At 67.8% G+C, this 15,698-nt stretch carries 14 protein-coding genes; 10 read left to right on the plus strand and 4 right to left on the minus strand.

Features of this window, described 5'->3' with window-relative positions; all coding sequences use genetic code 11:
- The first annotated feature begins 294 nt into the window (after positions 1-294).
- Genes JW364_RS15255 through JW364_RS15295 form a run of 9 tightly spaced genes read left to right on the plus strand, consistent with a single transcriptional unit; the run spans position 295 to position 8,359 of the window.
- Complete coding sequence (locus JW364_RS15255) at positions 295-1,350, plus strand: MSMEG_0568 family radical SAM protein (protein WP_205333034.1); 1,056 nt, start codon at positions 295-297, stop codon at positions 1,348-1,350.
- A 1-nt stretch (position 1,351) separates the two neighbouring features.
- A complete protein-coding gene (locus tag JW364_RS15260) occupies positions 1,352-2,782 on the plus strand; it encodes an MSMEG_0567/sll0787 family protein (protein WP_205333035.1) in 1,431 nt (476 codons plus the stop codon).
- 49 nt (positions 2,783-2,831) lie between these two features.
- Positions 2,832-3,680: a carbon-nitrogen hydrolase family protein gene (locus JW364_RS15265; RefSeq protein WP_205333036.1), complete on the plus strand. Its 849-nt coding sequence runs from the start codon at positions 2,832-2,834 to the stop codon at positions 3,678-3,680.
- Positions 3,677-4,819, plus strand: coding sequence for an MSMEG_0565 family glycosyltransferase (locus JW364_RS15270; RefSeq protein ID WP_240199143.1), 1,143 nt, complete (start codon positions 3,677-3,679; stop codon positions 4,817-4,819). Before JW364_RS15265 ends, JW364_RS15270 begins: the two co-directional genes overlap by 4 nt.
- Entirely contained in the window at positions 4,816-5,817 is a 1,002-nt protein-coding gene (locus JW364_RS15275; RefSeq protein WP_205333037.1) for a DMT family transporter, read from the plus strand. Before JW364_RS15270 ends, JW364_RS15275 begins: the two co-directional genes overlap by 4 nt.
- Entirely contained in the window at positions 5,783-6,211 is a 429-nt protein-coding gene (locus JW364_RS15280) for a nuclear transport factor 2 family protein (RefSeq protein WP_068971281.1), read from the plus strand. The genes JW364_RS15275 and JW364_RS15280 overlap by 35 nt, the downstream gene beginning before the upstream one ends.
- Positions 6,208-7,242 (plus strand): LLM class F420-dependent oxidoreductase, encoded by a 1,035-nt coding sequence (locus JW364_RS15285; RefSeq protein WP_205333038.1) that lies wholly within the window; start codon positions 6,208-6,210, stop codon positions 7,240-7,242. The genes JW364_RS15280 and JW364_RS15285 overlap by 4 nt, the downstream gene beginning before the upstream one ends.
- The gene (locus JW364_RS15290; RefSeq protein WP_205333039.1) at positions 7,242-7,721 is read left to right on the plus strand and encodes an SRPBCC family protein; all 480 of its coding nucleotides are present in this window, start codon (positions 7,242-7,244) and stop codon (positions 7,719-7,721) included. The genes JW364_RS15285 and JW364_RS15290 overlap by 1 nt, the downstream gene beginning before the upstream one ends.
- Before the next feature lie 29 nt (positions 7,722-7,750).
- Entirely contained in the window at positions 7,751-8,359 is a 609-nt protein-coding gene (locus tag JW364_RS15295; RefSeq protein ID WP_205333040.1) for an FKBP-type peptidyl-prolyl cis-trans isomerase, read from the plus strand.
- Positions 8,360-8,912: 553 nt separating this feature from the next.
- On the opposite strand, the gene JW364_RS15300 is transcribed toward JW364_RS15295, so the two are convergent.
- From JW364_RS15300 to JW364_RS15315, 4 genes are all read right to left on the minus strand, one after another.
- Positions 8,913-10,328, minus strand: a complete 1,416-nt coding sequence (locus tag JW364_RS15300; protein ID WP_205333041.1) for a cytochrome P450 — start codon at positions 10,326-10,328, stop codon at positions 8,913-8,915.
- Positions 10,329-10,428: 100 nt separating this feature from the next.
- Positions 10,429-11,703 (minus strand): glycosyltransferase 87 family protein, encoded by a 1,275-nt coding sequence (locus tag JW364_RS15305; RefSeq protein WP_205333042.1) that lies wholly within the window; start codon positions 11,701-11,703, stop codon positions 10,429-10,431.
- A 211-nt stretch (positions 11,704-11,914) separates the two neighbouring features.
- Complete coding sequence (locus tag JW364_RS15310) at positions 11,915-12,364, minus strand: globin domain-containing protein (protein ID WP_058250592.1); 450 nt, start codon at positions 12,362-12,364, stop codon at positions 11,915-11,917.
- A 134-nt stretch (positions 12,365-12,498) separates the two neighbouring features.
- Positions 12,499-13,770 (minus strand): reverse transcriptase family protein, encoded by a 1,272-nt coding sequence (locus tag JW364_RS15315; RefSeq protein ID WP_205333043.1) that lies wholly within the window; start codon positions 13,768-13,770, stop codon positions 12,499-12,501.
- Between the two features lie 807 nt (positions 13,771-14,577).
- Here JW364_RS15315 and JW364_RS15320 point away from each other — a divergent pair.
- Positions 14,578-15,654: an IS110 family transposase gene (locus tag JW364_RS15320; protein WP_205333044.1), complete on the plus strand. Its 1,077-nt coding sequence runs from the start codon at positions 14,578-14,580 to the stop codon at positions 15,652-15,654.
- Positions 15,655-15,698 lie beyond the last annotated feature (44 nt).

Below are 15,698 nucleotides of genomic sequence, written 5' to 3' on the forward strand. Positions count from 1 at the left end.
GGGGTCGGCTCAGCGGGGTGGGTCACCGGATGGCTTCGACACGACGCCTCGCTTCGCTCGGAGTCGGCTCAACCAGCGGGGGGTCGGGTTTCGGTTCACAGCGAAGGTCGGGTTTCGGTTCAACCAGCGGGGGTCGGGTGTCGGGTCAACCGGCGGGGCCGGGGCACCTGGTGGCTTCGACACGACGCCTCGCTTCGCTCGGGGTCGGCTCAACCAGCAGTGGAACATCCGAGCCCTTCGAGGCTCGTCGCTATCGCTCCTCGCACCTCAGGGAGCAAAGGATAAGGAGTACCCATGACGGTATCCACACGAGTTGACCTGGCGTTGCTCGGTATTCGCGGGGAGCCGCCGGTGCAACGCACCGGCGGGGCGGGGCCCAGCGACGACGGGCACCTCATGGTCGACGGGTTGCATGCCGCGATCCCGCGTAACCCGCAGAGTCCGTTCGTCTTCGACGGTGATCGTGTGCTGTACGACGGGGTCGACATCGGTGTCGAGGTCAGTGCGATCGGACGTCCCCGGTTCTACGATCTGCAGACCGCGGACGGGGTGAGCTACGAGAAGATCGCCCGCCTGCACGGTCGCAACGTATTGGCGACGACCGTCCTGCAGACCTGTATCCGCTACGCCGAGGACCAGCGGTGCCGGTTCTGTTCGATCGAGGAGTCGCTGAAGTCCGGCTCGACGATCGCGGTGAAGAAGCCTGAGCAACTCGCCGAAGTCGCCCGTGCGGCCGTCGATCTCGACGGCGTGACCAACATGGTCATGACCACCGGCACGAGCGGTGGACGCGATCGAGGGGCTCGTCATCTCGCTCGGTGCGTCCGAGCGATCAAGGCTGCTGTGCCGGAACTGCCGATCCAGGTGCAGTGCGAGCCGCCGGCCGACCTCGCCGTGCTGACCGAACTGCGCGAGGCCGGTGCGGACGCCATCGGCATCCACGTCGAATCCCTCGACGACGAGGTGCGGCGTCGCTGGATGCCTGGCAAGTCGACGGTACCGATGTCGGAGTACCGGGCGGCGTGGGCCGAGGCGGTCCGGGTGTTCGGGCGTAACCAGGTGTCGACCTACCTGCTGGTCGGACTCGGCGAGGACACCGACGAGATGATCGCCGGCGCCAAGGAACTGGCCGACATGGGCGTGTACCCGTTCATCGTGCCGTTCCGACGTCACGCGGGAACCCTCGCCGTCGACGTCGACAACGCTCCGGCACCCGACCCCACGATCGTCGAAAAGATCACCCGCGAGGTGGCCGGTCATCTGAGCTTCATCGGGATGTCCGGATCGGAGCAGCGTGCGGGATGCGCGGCCTGCGGTGCCTGTAGTGTCCTGCCGACGGTCGGAGGCTGACGTGCTGTCACGGGGCGAGCTGTCGATCCTGTCGGGGCTGCCGCGCACGACGCCGCGGTCGGAGTTTCTGATCACCGTCGCGGACAGCCCGCGGGAACATGCGGCGTATCGCGTGCTGCGGCACCGCGAATTCGTCGATCGGCAGGCGCTTTTCGACCGCACCGACGTTGATGACATCGACGACGACCCGCGCACCACCGTCCTGATCGCGACACTGCCCGACGGGACGATCGCGGGTGGCGTGCGGATCGCCGCCACGCCGTGGGCGGGGTCCGAGCGCACCGACATCGGATGGTGGTTCGGCTCCCGACTCGTCGTCGCCGACCCTGGCCTGGCAGCCGGGATCGGGCCGGCACTTGTGCGGGCGGCGTGCGCGCACGTCGAACAACTGGGCGCCCTGCGGTTCGACGCCACCGTCCAGGATCGGTACGCACCGATGTTCTCGAGGCTCGGCTGGCAGGACCGCGGGCCAGGCCTGGTGATCAATGAGCGGTCGCATCGGGAGATGGGCTACCCACTCAACCGAATTCAACGCACAGTCGACGGGACGAAAGCAGTTCTCGCCGAGGCCCTCGCGCCGTTCGCAGACCAACCGGGCGGTCTCGGTGCTGCCGGATTCCGTGGCGACGACGGCGTACCGCTGCCCGGCACCGACGTGATCGCGGCCTGTGACGCGATCATCCCGTCGATGATCGAACGCGATCCCGAGTGGGCCGGTTGGTGTTCGGTGCTCGTCAACCTCAACGACCTCAGCGCGATGGGTGCCCGACCGCTCGGCCTGCTCGACGCCGTCGGCGCGCCCACGACATCGCATCTCACCCGCATCATCCGCGGGATCAGCTCGGCCGCAGCGGCGTGGCGGACACCCGTGCTCGGCGGTCACACCCAGGTGGGTGTGCCGTCGGCGCTGTCGGTGACCGCGCTGGGCACGACGCCCAGTCCCCTGCCCGCCGGCGGTGGCCGGGTCGGCGACACCGTCACCCTCCACGCCGACCTCGGCGGCTCCTGGCGACCCGGATATCACGACCGGCAGTGGGACTCGACGAGTTCGCGCAGCAGCGACGAACTGTGCGCCATGACATCCCATCTCGCGACCGTGCGCCCGGCGTCGGCCAAAGACGTCAGCATGGCCGGGATCGTCGGCACGCTCGGCATGCTCGCCGAAGCGTCGGGAACCGGCGCCGAGCTGGATGTGACGGCAGTACCGCGACCCGGCGACGCGTCGATGGGTGCGTGGCTCACCTGCTTCCCGGGCTACGCGATGCTCAGCACCGACCGTGCCGGTGCTCGACGCGACGTCCCTGCACCCGAGCCGGTGACAACCGCCGACTGCGGCCGGCTGACCGCCCAACCGGGCGTGCGGCTGCGGTGGCCCGACGGCGAGACGACTGTCGCCGTCGCGTCGACGGTCACCGGACTGGGCGTCGCATGATTCCCCGGCGACCCGGCCCGCCGACGGATTCGACCGGTACCCTTCGCCCATGAGGACGGTCACCCTCGGCGCCCTCGCCGCGCACTTCGGACGCGACGTGGAACGCGGTGTCGCCAAAGCGGTCGGCATCGTCGAATCCGCGGCGCGCGACGGCGTCGACCTCCTCGTCTTCCCCGATGCCTCGCTCGGTGGATACCTGGGTGACCTCCGGCAACCCGACCCGGCCGAACTGCCGCCGGCGCTGCAACCGGACGGTCCGGAGCTCGCGGCGATCGCGGCCGCCGCCGGTGACATGACCGTGTGCATCGGGTACACCGAAGCAGTCGATGACCAGCGGTTCAACACCGCCGTCTGTGTCACGGGAGACGGTGTCCTGGGCACGCACCGCAAGGTCCATCAACCCGCCGGCGAGGCGCTCGCCTACGCGGCGGGCGATCAGTTCGGCTCCTTCGACACCCCGGTAGGCCGTCTGGGCATGCTGATCGACTACGACAAGACGTTCCCGGAGTCGGCGCGCACGCTCGCCCTCGACGGCGCGCGAATCATCGCGGCACTGTCGGCGTGGCCCGCCAGCGTCACCGACCGCGCCGCTCGCCTGCCCGCCGATCGGCAGTCACGGTTGTTCGACCTCTACGACTGCGCCCGCGCCGCGGAGAACCAGGTGTTCGTCGTGTCGTCGAACCAGACCGGGGTCATGGGGTCGCTGCGCTTCCTCGGCCAGGCGAAGGTCGTCGGCCCGGGCGGTGACATTCTGGCGACCACTCGATCGAAAGGCGGAATGGCCACGGTGACAGTCGATGTCGACGCCGAGGTCGACCGGGCCCGTCGCGTCCTGAGTCATCTCGCGGAACTCCGGCCGGACACCTACCGGTCGACGACGTCGGCGGACCAGCGATGAGCGGCACGCCGAGTCCGCCGCTGCGTGTCGCTCTGCTCACCTATTCGACGAAACCCCGTGGCGGCGTGGTCCATACGTTGAATCTGGCCGAGGCGATGTCCCGGCTCGGCGCCGAGGTGACGGTGTGGTCGCTCGCCCGCGGTGGCGACGAGGGCTTCTTCCGCGCGGTGGATCCGGCTGTGCGGGTGCGGCTCGTCCCGTTCCCCGACCGGGAGAACGAGACGATCACCGAACGCATCGTGCGGTCCATCGACACCCTGCGGGCCGCCTTCGACCCGGCCGACTTCGACATCGTGCACGCCCAGGACTGCATCAGTGCCAACGCCGTCGGGACGTGCATCCGCACGATCCACCATCTCGACCAGTTCACGACGCCGATCCTCGTCGACTGTCACGAGAAGGCGGTGGTCAACCCGTACGCGCGGATCTGTGTGTCACGAGCGGTCGCGGATGAGGTCGAGCAGGGCTGGGACTTGCATCCGACGGTGATCCCGAATGGCGTTTCCTACGAACGCTTCGCCGGCGCGGCATCGGACTCCCCCGAGTCCCTCGAGGCACGACGACACTGGTCGGATCAGCTGGGCGACTACGTACTCGCGGTCGGCGGAATCGAACCGCGCAAGGGCAGCATCGACCTTCTGGAGGCGTATGCCGTACTGCGCGAACGTCACCCGGGTCTGAAGCTCGTCTTCGCGGGCGGCGAAACCCTGTTCGACTACCGCGACTACCGTGCCGACTTCGACCGTCGGCGAGCCGAACTCGACGTCGAACCGATCGTGCTCGGGAATGTGCCCGACGACGAGCTGCCGTCACTGGTCGCCGCCTGCCGGGTGTTCGCGTTCCCATCGGTGAAGGAGGGCTTTGGCCTGGCCGCGATGGAAGCCCTCGCCGCGGGGCGTCCCGTCGTCGCGCGAGACCTCCCCATCCTGCGTGAGGTGTTCGGCGAGACGGTCGCCTACGCCTCGACCGTCGCCGAACTGGCCGACGCCCTCGACGCCTCCCTCGTCCCGGACCCCGACCGAATCGTGTCGGGCCGTAGCCTGGCCGCATCTCTCACGTGGGACGACGCGGCACGTCGGCACCTCGAGTTCTATGCGCGGCACCCCCATCCGGCGTCGCCGGTCGGCACCCACGGATGAGCCAGGCCCGTCGGACCGAACGCATCGGGATGCTGGCGGTCGCCCTGACCGCCATCCTGTGGGGCACGTCGGGTACCGCCGCCGCGATGGCGCCCGAACTCAGTGCCGTGACTGTCGGCGCCGTGGCCATGTGTGGCGGCGGCTTGTTGCAGGCGGCGGTCAACGCCCGCGGGATTCAGGCCGCGTGGTCGTCGGTGACGGCACAGTGGCGGGTCGCTCTTCTCGGTGGGATCTGCGTGCTGATCTACCCCCTCTGCTTCTTCGGGTCCATGCGGGTCGGCGGCGTCGCGCTCGGAACCGTCGTGTCGTTGGCGTCGGCACCGCTGGTGTCGGCGGTCATCGAGCGCGTGGCCGACGGGCGGAGGCTGACCCTGCGGTGGACCATCGCGTGCGCGCTCGGCATCGTCGGCAGTGCGGCGTTGGCCCTGTCGCGCAGCGAGTCGTCGCACGCGGACGCACTCGGCGGGAGCTCGTCGTCGGCGCTCGGTGTCGGCCTCGGCCTGCTCGCGGGTATCACCTACGCCGGGTTGTCGTGGGCGATGCGTCGGCTCATGAACAGGTCGGTGCCGCGCGGCGCCGCGGCCGGGACGGTGATGGGACTGGGCGGATTGTTTCTGTTGCCGGTCGTCGCGGTCGGGGTACCGGCCGTGGTCGCACACCCCGAGACCCTCGGCGTTCTCGCCTACCTCGTCCTTGTCCCGCAGTTCCTCGGGTACGTGCTGTTCAGTCGAGGACTCGGTCGGATCGACAGTTCGACCGCCACCACCATCACCCTGATCGAGCCCGCTGTCGCGACCGCACTGGCCGTCGGAGTGCTGTCGGAATCCATCACCGCAATCGGTTGGGTGGGTATCGCGATGCTGGCGACGGCGCTGGTCGTCCTACTGGCTCCTCGCCTTCCGTCCGCAACCGGTCCGGCATCCACTAGCGTCGACGCAGGATCATCGACAGGGAGGTCGACGCATGAAGCAGTTCCGAGAGGCCGTCGAGGCGCGTGACGAGCAGGCGATGAGGGCGCTGCTCGCCGACGATGTGGTCTTCACCAGTCCGGTCGCATTCAAGCCGTATCCGGGCAAGGCCATCACGTCGGCCATCCTGCGGGGCGTGCTGCGGGTCTTCGAGGACTTCCGCTACATCCGCGAGATCAACGACGCCGGCGGACACGACTCGGCGCTCGTCTTCGAGGCGGTGGTCGGCGGCAAGAAGATCACCGGCTGCGACTTCATCCACGTCAACGACGACGGCAAGATCGATGACCTCATGGTCATGGTCCGTCCGCTGTCGGGTGCGCAGGCCGTCGCCGCGGCGATGGGGGCGCAGTTCGATCAGATCGCCGCCGAGGCCGCCGCGGAGTCAGAGAACACTGCCGAATCAGAGGGGGTCAGCCAGTGAAACTCGGTCTGCAACTGGGTTACTGGGGCGCGCAACCGCCGACCCACCACGCCGAGATCGTCGCGGCGGCCGAGGCGTCCGGCTTCGACAGCATCTTCACCGCCGAGGCCTGGGGATCCGACGCCTACACCCCGCTGGCCTGGCTCGGGTCGTCGACCGAACGCGTCCGTCTCGGGACCTCGGTGCTGCAGCTCTCGGCCCGCACCCCCACCGCCTGCGCGATGGCCGCGCTGACTCTCGACCACCTGTCCGGCGGTCGGCACATCGTCGGGCTCGGCGTCTCGGGACCGCAGGTCGTCGAAGGCTGGTACGGGCAGAAGTTCGCCAAGCCGCTGGCCCGGACCCGCGAGTACATCGACATCATGCGGCAGGTGTGGGCGCGCGAGGCGCCGGTCAACAGCGCCGGACCGCACTATCCCCTGCCGTTCGACGGGGAGGGCGCATCGGGACTGGGCAAGACGCTCAAGCCGATCACACACCCGTTGCGCACCGACATCCCCGTCATGCTCGGTGCCGAGGGGCCGAAGAACGTCGCGCTCGCCGCGGAGATCGCCGACGGCTGGCTGCCACTGTTCTACACGCCGCGAATGGCCGACACCTACAACGAGTGGCTTGACGAAGGATTCGCGCGGCCCGGTGCACGACGCAGCCGCGAGGACTTCGAGGTGTGCGCAACCGCCCAGATCGTCGTCACCGACGACCGCGAAGGTACCTACGCCGCGATCAAACCGTTCCTGGCGCTGTACATGGGCGGGATGGGCAGCGAGGACACCAACTTCCATGCCGAGGTGTACCGCCGGATGGGGTACTCCGACGTCGTCGACGAGGTGACCGCACTCTTCCGAAGCAACCGCAAAGACGAAGCGGCGCAGATCATCCCCGACGCCGTTGTGGACGACTCGGCGATCGTCGGCGATCTGGACCACGTGCGTGAACAGATCAAGGTCTGGGAGTCGTGCGGAGTGACGATGATGCTCGTGTCGCCGGGCAGCGTCGCCGAGGTCGAGCAGCTCGCGGAGCTCATCCGCTGATGCTCTCCCCCGCCCGCGTCACCGTCATCGACACGGTGGTCTCGTTCGACGCCCCGATCGAGGTCACCTTCGACTACCTCGCCGACCCGGCGAATCGACCGGAATGGCAGTCGAGCCTGCGCCGCATCGACGACCTGCGGCCGATCGGTGACCGGGCGGGTGACGTCGGCACCAGCTGGACCGACGTCACCGTCGTACCCGGGGTGTCACCGCGGATGGAGGTGACGGCCTATGAGCCTCGTCGACGGTGGCAGGAGATCGGACGGTGGCGGTCCGTTGACGCGGTCCTGACGTTGACGTTCGCCGATCGCGAGGGAGGCGAGCGGGATGGGGGCACCGACGTGCATGCCGAGGCGGTGCTGACGGTGCCCGCGATCGGCGGGCTGGTGCTGACCGCGACGCGGTGGCCGGCGGCGCAAGCGGTGCGGGCCGATCTCGAACGGGCTGCTCGACTGTTGGCCGGTCGAGGCTCTCGGTGAGGGGCCGCGCCTCGGGTAGCGTTCCGAGGGTGAACATCAAGAACGTGACCCTCGCCCTCGGCACCGCTCTCGTCCTGGCTGTCGCCGGTTGCAGCTCCGACTCCGATTCCGGTTCGGGCACAACCGAACCCACCGCAACCGCGGCGACCGGCGGCGCCGAGACCCCGGCGGCGGGAGCGGAGAGCTGCCCGACCGCACCCCCGAACGCGGACGCCACCCCGCAGTGGACCGAGCAGGGCACCACCGGTGGATTGCAGATGGTCGCGTCCACCGCGACCGAGGCCCCGGACATCACCGTCGAGAACCCGTTCAGCGTCGATGAGACCCAGGTCAAGGTCCTCGTCGAGGGGGACGGCGCCGTCGTGCCGGACACCGCGTCGGTGTCGGTCTGCTACGTCGGCGTGAACGGCCGCACCGGCGAGACCTTCGACAGCGCCTACGCCAACGGCTCCCCCGTGACGTTCCCGCTCGACGGCGTGATCCCCGGGTTCAGCAAGGCCATCGCCGGACAGAAGGTCGGGTCAAAGGTGGGCGTCGCGATGACATCTGCTGACGGTTACGCGCAGGGTAATCCGCAGGCGAACATCGAGGTCGGCGACACCCTCGTCTTCGAGATCAGCATTCTCGGGGCGTCGTAGGAGGTTGTAGCGCGGAATCACCTGGTGACTTCGGGTCACCAGGTGGCTTCGACACGGCGCCTCGCTTCGCTCGGTGCCGGCTCAACCAGCGGGGGTGGGCGCCTCGCTTCGCTCGGTGCCGGCTCAACCAGCGGGGAGGGGCTCTGCTGAGGTCGTCCCCGTCGCTCTTCACCCGTTGGGGTCTGAGGTTGCGCACAGTTGGACCACTGGCGTGCCAAAACCCGTCCCTCTCAGCGTGATCGAAGGGCATATTTCCCTGCGATCGTGCTCAGGGGGACGAGAATCTTTCCCCTGTCTCCCCTGACCTTGAGTTGCACGAGCAGCGAACCACGAAGGCCCCAGCCGTGAGATCGACTGGGACCCTTCGTGGCTCGTCGACCTCGACGCGCTCCTTCGTCGCTTGCTCGGCCCGGCGGCTATCGCTCCTCGCACCTCAGGGAGCAGTGGGTTGGTGCTCGCGCTGCTCGCACCCCGGGGAGCGGTGGGATGGTGCCTGCGCTGCTCGCACCCCGGGGAGCGGTGGAGCGGCTCGCTCCTCGGGTGTGAGGAACCGTCAGATCTTGCGGTGCCGCAGGTTGATCGGGAGGCCGTCGGCCGGGGTCGGGCCGGTACCGTAGGTCAGCTCCGGCCGGTAACCGGCCGGGACGTCCCACTCGAAACGCAGCAGCATCTGGTGCAGGATCGACTTCACTTCCATGCCACCGAAATACAGGCCGATGCACTTGTGTGCGCCGCCGCCGAAGGGTGCCCACGCGAAGCGGTGGACCTTGTCCTCGCGGCGTTCGGCGGAGAAGCGCTCGGGATCGAAGTGGGTCGGGTTGGGCCACCATTCCTTGCGGAGCATCGTCGCCCACGGATGGATGGCGAGCAGCGTGCCCTTCGGGATGTAGTGACCGCAGATCTCGGTGTCCTCGATCGCCATCCGGAAGAGCATGCCGACCGGCGCATTGAGGCGCAGCGTCTCCTTGAAGGCCAGCTCCATGCTGGGCAGCTTGTCGACGTCGTCGTAGTCGATCGTCGGCTTGTCGAGGGCCAGGGACTCCTCGCGCAGGCGCTGCTGCCACTCGGGGTGCTTGCCGAGGAAGTAGGTCATCATCGACAGCGCGATGGTGCTGGTGTCGTGTGCAGCCATCATCACGAAGATCATGTGGTTGACGATGTCCTCGTCGGAGAACGTCTCGCCCTCGTCGCTCTCGGCGTTGCAGAGCACGCTGAACAGGTCGTCGGCGTCGTTGCCGCGACGCAGCGGGATCTCGGAGCGGAAGTACTCCTGCAGCGCCTCGCGGCCGCGGAGTCCCTGCGCCCAGGTCCAGTTGCCGACGTCCTTGCGCACGATCGCCTGACCGCCGCGAACCGCCGCCTCGAAGGCGTGCTCCAGTCGGTGGGCCTCGGACTCGCTGACGTGAGCACCCATGAACACCTCGGTCGCCAGCGACAGCGTGAGGTCCTTGGTGCGGGAGTACATCTTGAAGCCGTTGCCGACCTCCCAGTTGGCGAGGGTCTTCTCGATGTGCGGGGTCATGATGTCGAGGTAGCCGGTCAGGCGCGGCCGGCTGAACGCCTGCTGCATGATCCGGCGGTGCTGCATGTGCTCGTCGAAGTCCATCAGCATCACGCCCCGGCGGAAGAACGGGCCGATCATCGGTTCCCAGCCGAGTTCGCTCGAGAACGCCTTCTTGCGGTTCATCCACACCGCTTCGATCGCGTCCGGACCGACGAGGGTGACCATGTTCATCCCCAGCGCACCCGACCACGAGACCTGTCCGTACCGCTCGAAACGTTCCATCGCCGACTTGAGCGGGTCGACGAGCGCTTCGAGGGTGTTGCCGAGCCACGGAACCCCTGGGTCACCCATCACCGGCTTGAGATCGGATCCGGCGGGCGGCTCGGCCAGCGGACGCTCCGAGCTCGGGTACATGCTGCTCGCCTTCGCCAGCACGCTCTGGATCTGCTTTTTCCGACTCGTCATGAACCTGCCACTCCCCGTTGTTCCGATGTGCGTTACATCACTATGCACCATTGGAACGGATTTTAGCGTCTGTTTCAAGGGGCGTCTGCAGACGGGGTGTTCACGCAGGTTGTGCGAGCGTGTCGCCCGACCGTCGGGACGTCAGCACGCGGGGCGCCGAGACCCCCAGCGCGACCAGCACCACCAGACCCCAGAGCAGGTACGACGACCCGACGAGATGCTGCCACCAGACCCAGGACAACTCGGCGTCGTACCGCTGCGGGATTCGCTGATGCGGCGCGACGGCGAAGATGACGAGCCCGGAACCGACGAGCCACCACCACATCGCCGACGCCGCGGGCGTGGTCGCGAGGAAGGTCAGCAAGATAAGCAGCGGGACCACCCAGACCCAGCTGTGGTCCCAGGCGACCGGCGAGCAGTACAGCGCGGCGAACGCGACTGCCATCAGTGCCGCGACGTCGCGCGGCCCGGAAGGCTGTGGACCTGCCGGTGCAACCGACAGCAGACGCCACGCGACCCAGGCGATGAACAGCCCGACGATCAGCGAGACGAGGAACCACGCGACGTCGGTCTCGGTGCCGAGCCTGCCGAGCTCACCCTTGATCGACTGGTTGTTCGCGAAGTGCGGACTCCCGATGCGGTCTGTGTCGAAGAGGGTCGATGTCCAGTAGGTGCGCGAGTCGTTCGGTGTCAGGAGATGGCCGAGACCGGCGTAGGCGACCGCCGACGCCGCGGCCACGCCGAGTGCGCGCCAGTTCCGGCGGACGAGGAAGAACAACAGGAAGACCGCGGGGGTGAGCTTGATCGAGATGGCGAGTCCGACGAGCAGCCCGTTCCACCACTTGCCGCGGCCCAGCAGTACGTCGACGACGACGAGCGTCATCAGCACGATGTTGATCTGTCCGAAGTTGAGGGTGTCGCGGACGGGTTCGAGCCAGAGGCCGACCGTCGCGGCGGCCGTTGCGAGCCACCACAACTGGTGAGCAGGCCGCTCGACGAGGCAGGACAGGACGATGCGGCACACCACCAGCAGGCAGCCGATGGAGATCGCGGTGAACAGGGCCTGACCGAGGCCGAGTGGGACGACCGTGAAGATCGAGAACAGCGCTGCGGCAAGCGGTGGATACGTGAACGGGAGGTACGAGCCTTCCGCGAGTCGGGGCAGGATGCCGTACAGGTCGCCGCCGTCGAGCAGGACCCGTCCGCCCATGCGGTAGACGTCGAAATCGATGCGATACGGGGCCGGCGGTTGGTTCGGCAGCACGACGATGGCGACCGCCGAACTGATGAGGAAGACGGCGAGTGTCGCCCACCGGGCCCAGGCTGATCCCAGGTATCGATCCAGCGCACGTCGCGGGTTTACAGCAGCAGTCACGAGCCCTCACTTCCGAGCGGGATCGTATCGCGGAGGGCGTGCGATTCAGGGTGGCCGGGCCGTGGCCGTGTAGTCGGGCGGTGCGGGTCGCACGTGGACTCGTCGGTCGTCGACGGTCGAAGGGTGGTCGAGCATTCTCCGGTGGGGTCGGTCGATGGGACCGTGGCGAGTCGAAGTGATCGGGCGTCGCCGGGATCGGGTGAAGGGCGGGTCAGGCAGCTCCGGGTTTGCGTCGATCTGCCGGCATGATGTCGACCACGCCGTCGTCCGGATAGCCGTCGAGCATGATCGTCGCGACCGCGCCGAGTGCGCGGTCCCAGGCCAGCGTCATGGCCGGGGTCCAAGACTCGCCGCCGATCTCACTCATCGCGGCGATCATGCATTCCGCGACCGCCGTGTACATCGGTCGGGTGACGCCGAGACCGGCGTGTCGCCGCCCCAACGCGTGCAGAGTCGTCGTCAGCCACTCGGCGTCGTCGAGATGCTCCACGACCGAGGCGACGGCGCTGCGCAACATCTCGGCCTGGGCCCTGGTGTCGCGGCCGAACATGGCGCGAACGGTCGGATAGCGGTCGAACAGGATCTCGTAGAAGCGAACGGTGAGGCCCGAGTCGGGAAGGTCGACGAGTGCCAGGCTGCGTTCGAGCAGTTGTTTGTCCATGCACGGACCTTGGTCCACCGGCATTGCGACTGGGCACGCTGCGGGGAAGGCCGAGGTAACAGTGGTCTCACAGCGAACCGCAGCCGGTGTGAGGTTCGGGATTGTTCGGGCGTTTGGTCCGTCTTCAGAGGTTCTCAGCTGTCCCAGTCGACCGTGCGGGCCATGTTCAGCAACCGGCGTCGACGCGTCTCCCCCGTCGCACCCACCCACGCGATGAGACCGTAGACGTGTGCGCGGAAGTCCGGGTGTTCGTCGTGATTCTGCGACGACGCCCCGTGCCGGCTCGCATTCTGGAGCAGGGCCCGAAGATTGTCGTAGTCGGATCTGGCAACCTGCGGACGGTCGTTGACGACGAGACCGGCGAGCTGTTGGCGCTGATGGCTGTGCATGATCCGGACCTTCTCCGGGTGGACGGTGAATCGCTCGTCTTCGACGATGCGGAGCACGGTCCACAGCGCGCGGTCGGCGTTCATCGCGTCGCCCGAGATCGCGAGGTCGTCGCCGTAACGGGTGTAGCGGAGGCCGTGACGGCGGGCGTACCCGTCGAGCCGCCGATCGAGCCGCCGCATCACGAGGTTCGCCAGATGCGGCGAGGTCGGCGCACCTTGCGGCAGATGCCGTTCCCGGAGAAGGGCTGCGTGCGTGTGATCGATACCGCGGAGTTCGTCCACAGGCGTTGCCGTGGTACACAATTCGGCGAGCAGGCGCGCGATATGCGGCGGGTAGCCGGCCTGCCGGAACACTGCTCGGACGCGCGATACGGTGATCGTCTCGAAGCAATGCCGGAGGTCCACGCGCAGCACCACGGGACGGTCCGTGTGCGGCCAGGCGAAAGCAGCCGGTGACGACCCGGGAATGAAGCCGCGTGCTGCGGGATGCGCCGGAATGCGCTCGACCAACCGTCTCAGCAGACGCCGTTGCGTCTCGCGCATACGGGGTTTCGGAGCTTCGATGACCCGGACACCGTCCCGCTTCTCACGCCGCCAGATTCGGTAGTGACGCAACGGCGGGCGCGCCGTTCGTAGCCATTGGCCGCGGTCGGCGAACCATTCGAGCTCGGGCACGGTGAAGTCGAGCCAGTGCGCGAACTGCTCGACATCGTAGAGATCGGGCAGAGCGTCGGACACCGTTCCCGCGGAACGTGGTTCGTGCACGACGACGGGTTGAGCGGCGACGGGTGCCGGGTGGGTCCACGGCGCGAGGGCCTGGATCATCACGGTCGCGGGGTGTCGCGGTTCGTGAGGCGAGAGTTCGATGATGCCGGCGGCGACTTCGGAGGTGACCTCAGCGGGCAGGACCGCTGTCACTGCCGCCAGGATCTCCGGCCACGTCCACGCGGTATACGTGCGCGAGAAGGCCGCGGCGACTTCCGCTGCCTCATGCGGTTGCAGGAACGGTTCGGTCACGGCGCCGTGTCGCGTCGTGGGCTGTCGTGGTGATGAACGACGGATGGGGTGACCAGAACTGTGCAGCGGCGCCGTGTGGCACGTGCAGCGTGCGCGCCGGCGTCGGACGCAGGGACCAGCTGTGAAGTGCACCCAGGGGTTACCCCTGAGACGGATCGCGACGATCCACTCTCACCTTGCCCGTCGTTCATCAACCGACATGGTGCCACGGGCGTCTGACACCGTCGGGGACGTTCGCGGTTCGCGCGGAAAAGCGTCACGAGGGGTGCCGTAGTGAGAGGGTCAGCTGCGCTGCGTCGTTTGTGTTGTCTCGCGCGAACCTACTCCCTTGTTGACCGACAGACTTCAACTCGACCGGTAGACCTCGATCGAAGTCCATAGGTCGAGTTGAAGTCTGTCGGTCGCGGGGGCTGGTTGCTGGACCCTTCGAGGCTCGTCGACCTCGACGCGCTCCTTCGTCGCTTGCTCGGCCCGGCGGCTTGCGCTCCTCGCACTTCAGGGAGCGGAAGAAGGCTCGTCACTTAGGGTTTGGGAGCCTCGGTCGCCGGACCCTTCGTGGCAGTGAGAATGGGTGTGGGTGGTTGACCGGGTTTGGGTCTGACTTACTTCGTGGCTGACGGTGCTGTCATGGGCGAGATGTGTCGGCCCAGAACTTCGGTCGATCACCTGCACCAAGTGACCTTGAGGGCCGGGGCGGGTGTGACCTGATTAGGACCCTGTCTGGCTGGTAGGCCGTGACTCTTCACTGTCCTGTCCACCCGCCCCGGTGAGGTCATCCCACACCGCAGTGAAGGAGACATCGCCAGAATGGCTGAGACAGCAGTGACCACGCAAGTGGTCGTACTCGGAGTCGACACCCATCAACAGACCCATCACGCCGCGATCGTCGCCACCGACGGCCGCCCGCTGGCCGATCGCGAGTTCCCGACCACCACCGCCGGCTACACCCAGTTGTGGCAGTGGGCGTGTGGCTTCGGCCGCGTCGAGGATGCCGCGGTGGAATCGAGCGCCTCCTATGGGGCCGGGTTGACCCGCATGCTCACCGCTGAAGGGGTGCGAGTGATCGAGGTCAACACCCCCGATCTGCCGCGCCGCTACGCCCACGGTAAGACCGATCAACTCGATGCCTACGCCGCGGCGATGGCAGCCATCACCGGCCGCGCCACCGCGGTGGCCAAAGACACCCGAGGCGCGGTCGAATCTGTTCGGATGCTCACCGTGGCAAGGGCTTCGGCCGTCGCAGAGGCCACCCGTATCGGTAACCAGATCCGTGACCTGTGTACCACCGCGCCGGCCGAGTTCGCCGATGACGCGCGCCAGGCACGCACCATCGCCAAGCGGGCAGCGTTCATCACAGACTTGCCGGTACCGGCCGAGAAAGCTGATCTGTCCGCGCCGGCCGCGGCGTTCGTGCGCGCGGCGCGGTCGCTGCTCGACCGACACCGACTCGCCCAACAAGAAGTCCGGTCCTTGGCCCGCGAACTGCAGCGACTGTTGGTGAAGGTGGTGCCGACCTTGTTGTCGCGCCCGCAGATCGGGCCGATCACCGCCGCACGCCTGGTGATCACCGCCGGTGACAACGTCGAGCGGATGGGCACCGAGGCACGGTTCGCCAAACTCGTCGGCGCCGCACCGTTACCGGCATCCTCAGGCAAAACCAGCCGCCACCGACTCAACCGGGGCGGGGACCGGCAAGCCAACAGCGCTCTGCACATGATCGCGGTCGGACGCATGAAATCCCACGCCCCCACCCGCGCCTACGTCGAACGCCGCTCCGCCGAACACAAAACGAAGAAAGACATCCTCCGCTGCCTCAAGCGATACATCGCCCGCGAAGTGTTCCGCGACCTCACCACCGACCTCGGAGCACTTGACAAGCTATAGGACCCTCTCGTCGCTATCGCTCCTCGCACCTCAGGGAGCGTTGG

The sequence above is a fragment of the Gordonia sp. BP-119 genome (assembly GCF_016924115.1).
Lineage (GTDB): Bacteria > Actinomycetota > Actinomycetes > Mycobacteriales > Mycobacteriaceae > Gordonia > Gordonia hongkongensis.

Coding starts and splice junctions, on each gene's coding strand:
- JW364_RS15255 (WP_205333034.1), top strand. CDS start 295: ATGACGGTATCCACACGAGTTGACCTGGCGTTGCTCGGTATTCGCGGG.
- JW364_RS15275 (WP_205333037.1), top strand. CDS start 4,816: ATGAGCCAGGCCCGTCGGACCGAACGCATCGGGATGCTGGCGGTCGCC.
- JW364_RS15290 (WP_205333039.1), top strand. CDS start 7,242: ATGCTCTCCCCCGCCCGCGTCACCGTCATCGACACGGTGGTCTCGTTC.
- JW364_RS15265 (WP_205333036.1), top strand. CDS start 2,832: ATGAGGACGGTCACCCTCGGCGCCCTCGCCGCGCACTTCGGACGCGAC.
- JW364_RS15300 (WP_205333041.1), bottom strand. CDS start 10,328: ATGACGAGTCGGAAAAAGCAGATCCAGAGCGTGCTGGCGAAGGCGAGC.
- JW364_RS15270 (WP_240199143.1), top strand. CDS start 3,677: ATGAGCGGCACGCCGAGTCCGCCGCTGCGTGTCGCTCTGCTCACCTAT.
- JW364_RS15280 (WP_068971281.1), top strand. CDS start 5,783: ATGAAGCAGTTCCGAGAGGCCGTCGAGGCGCGTGACGAGCAGGCGATG.
- JW364_RS15310 (WP_058250592.1), bottom strand. CDS start 12,364: ATGGACAAACAACTGCTCGAACGCAGCCTGGCACTCGTCGACCTTCCC.
- JW364_RS15320 (WP_205333044.1), top strand. CDS start 14,578: ATGGCTGAGACAGCAGTGACCACGCAAGTGGTCGTACTCGGAGTCGAC.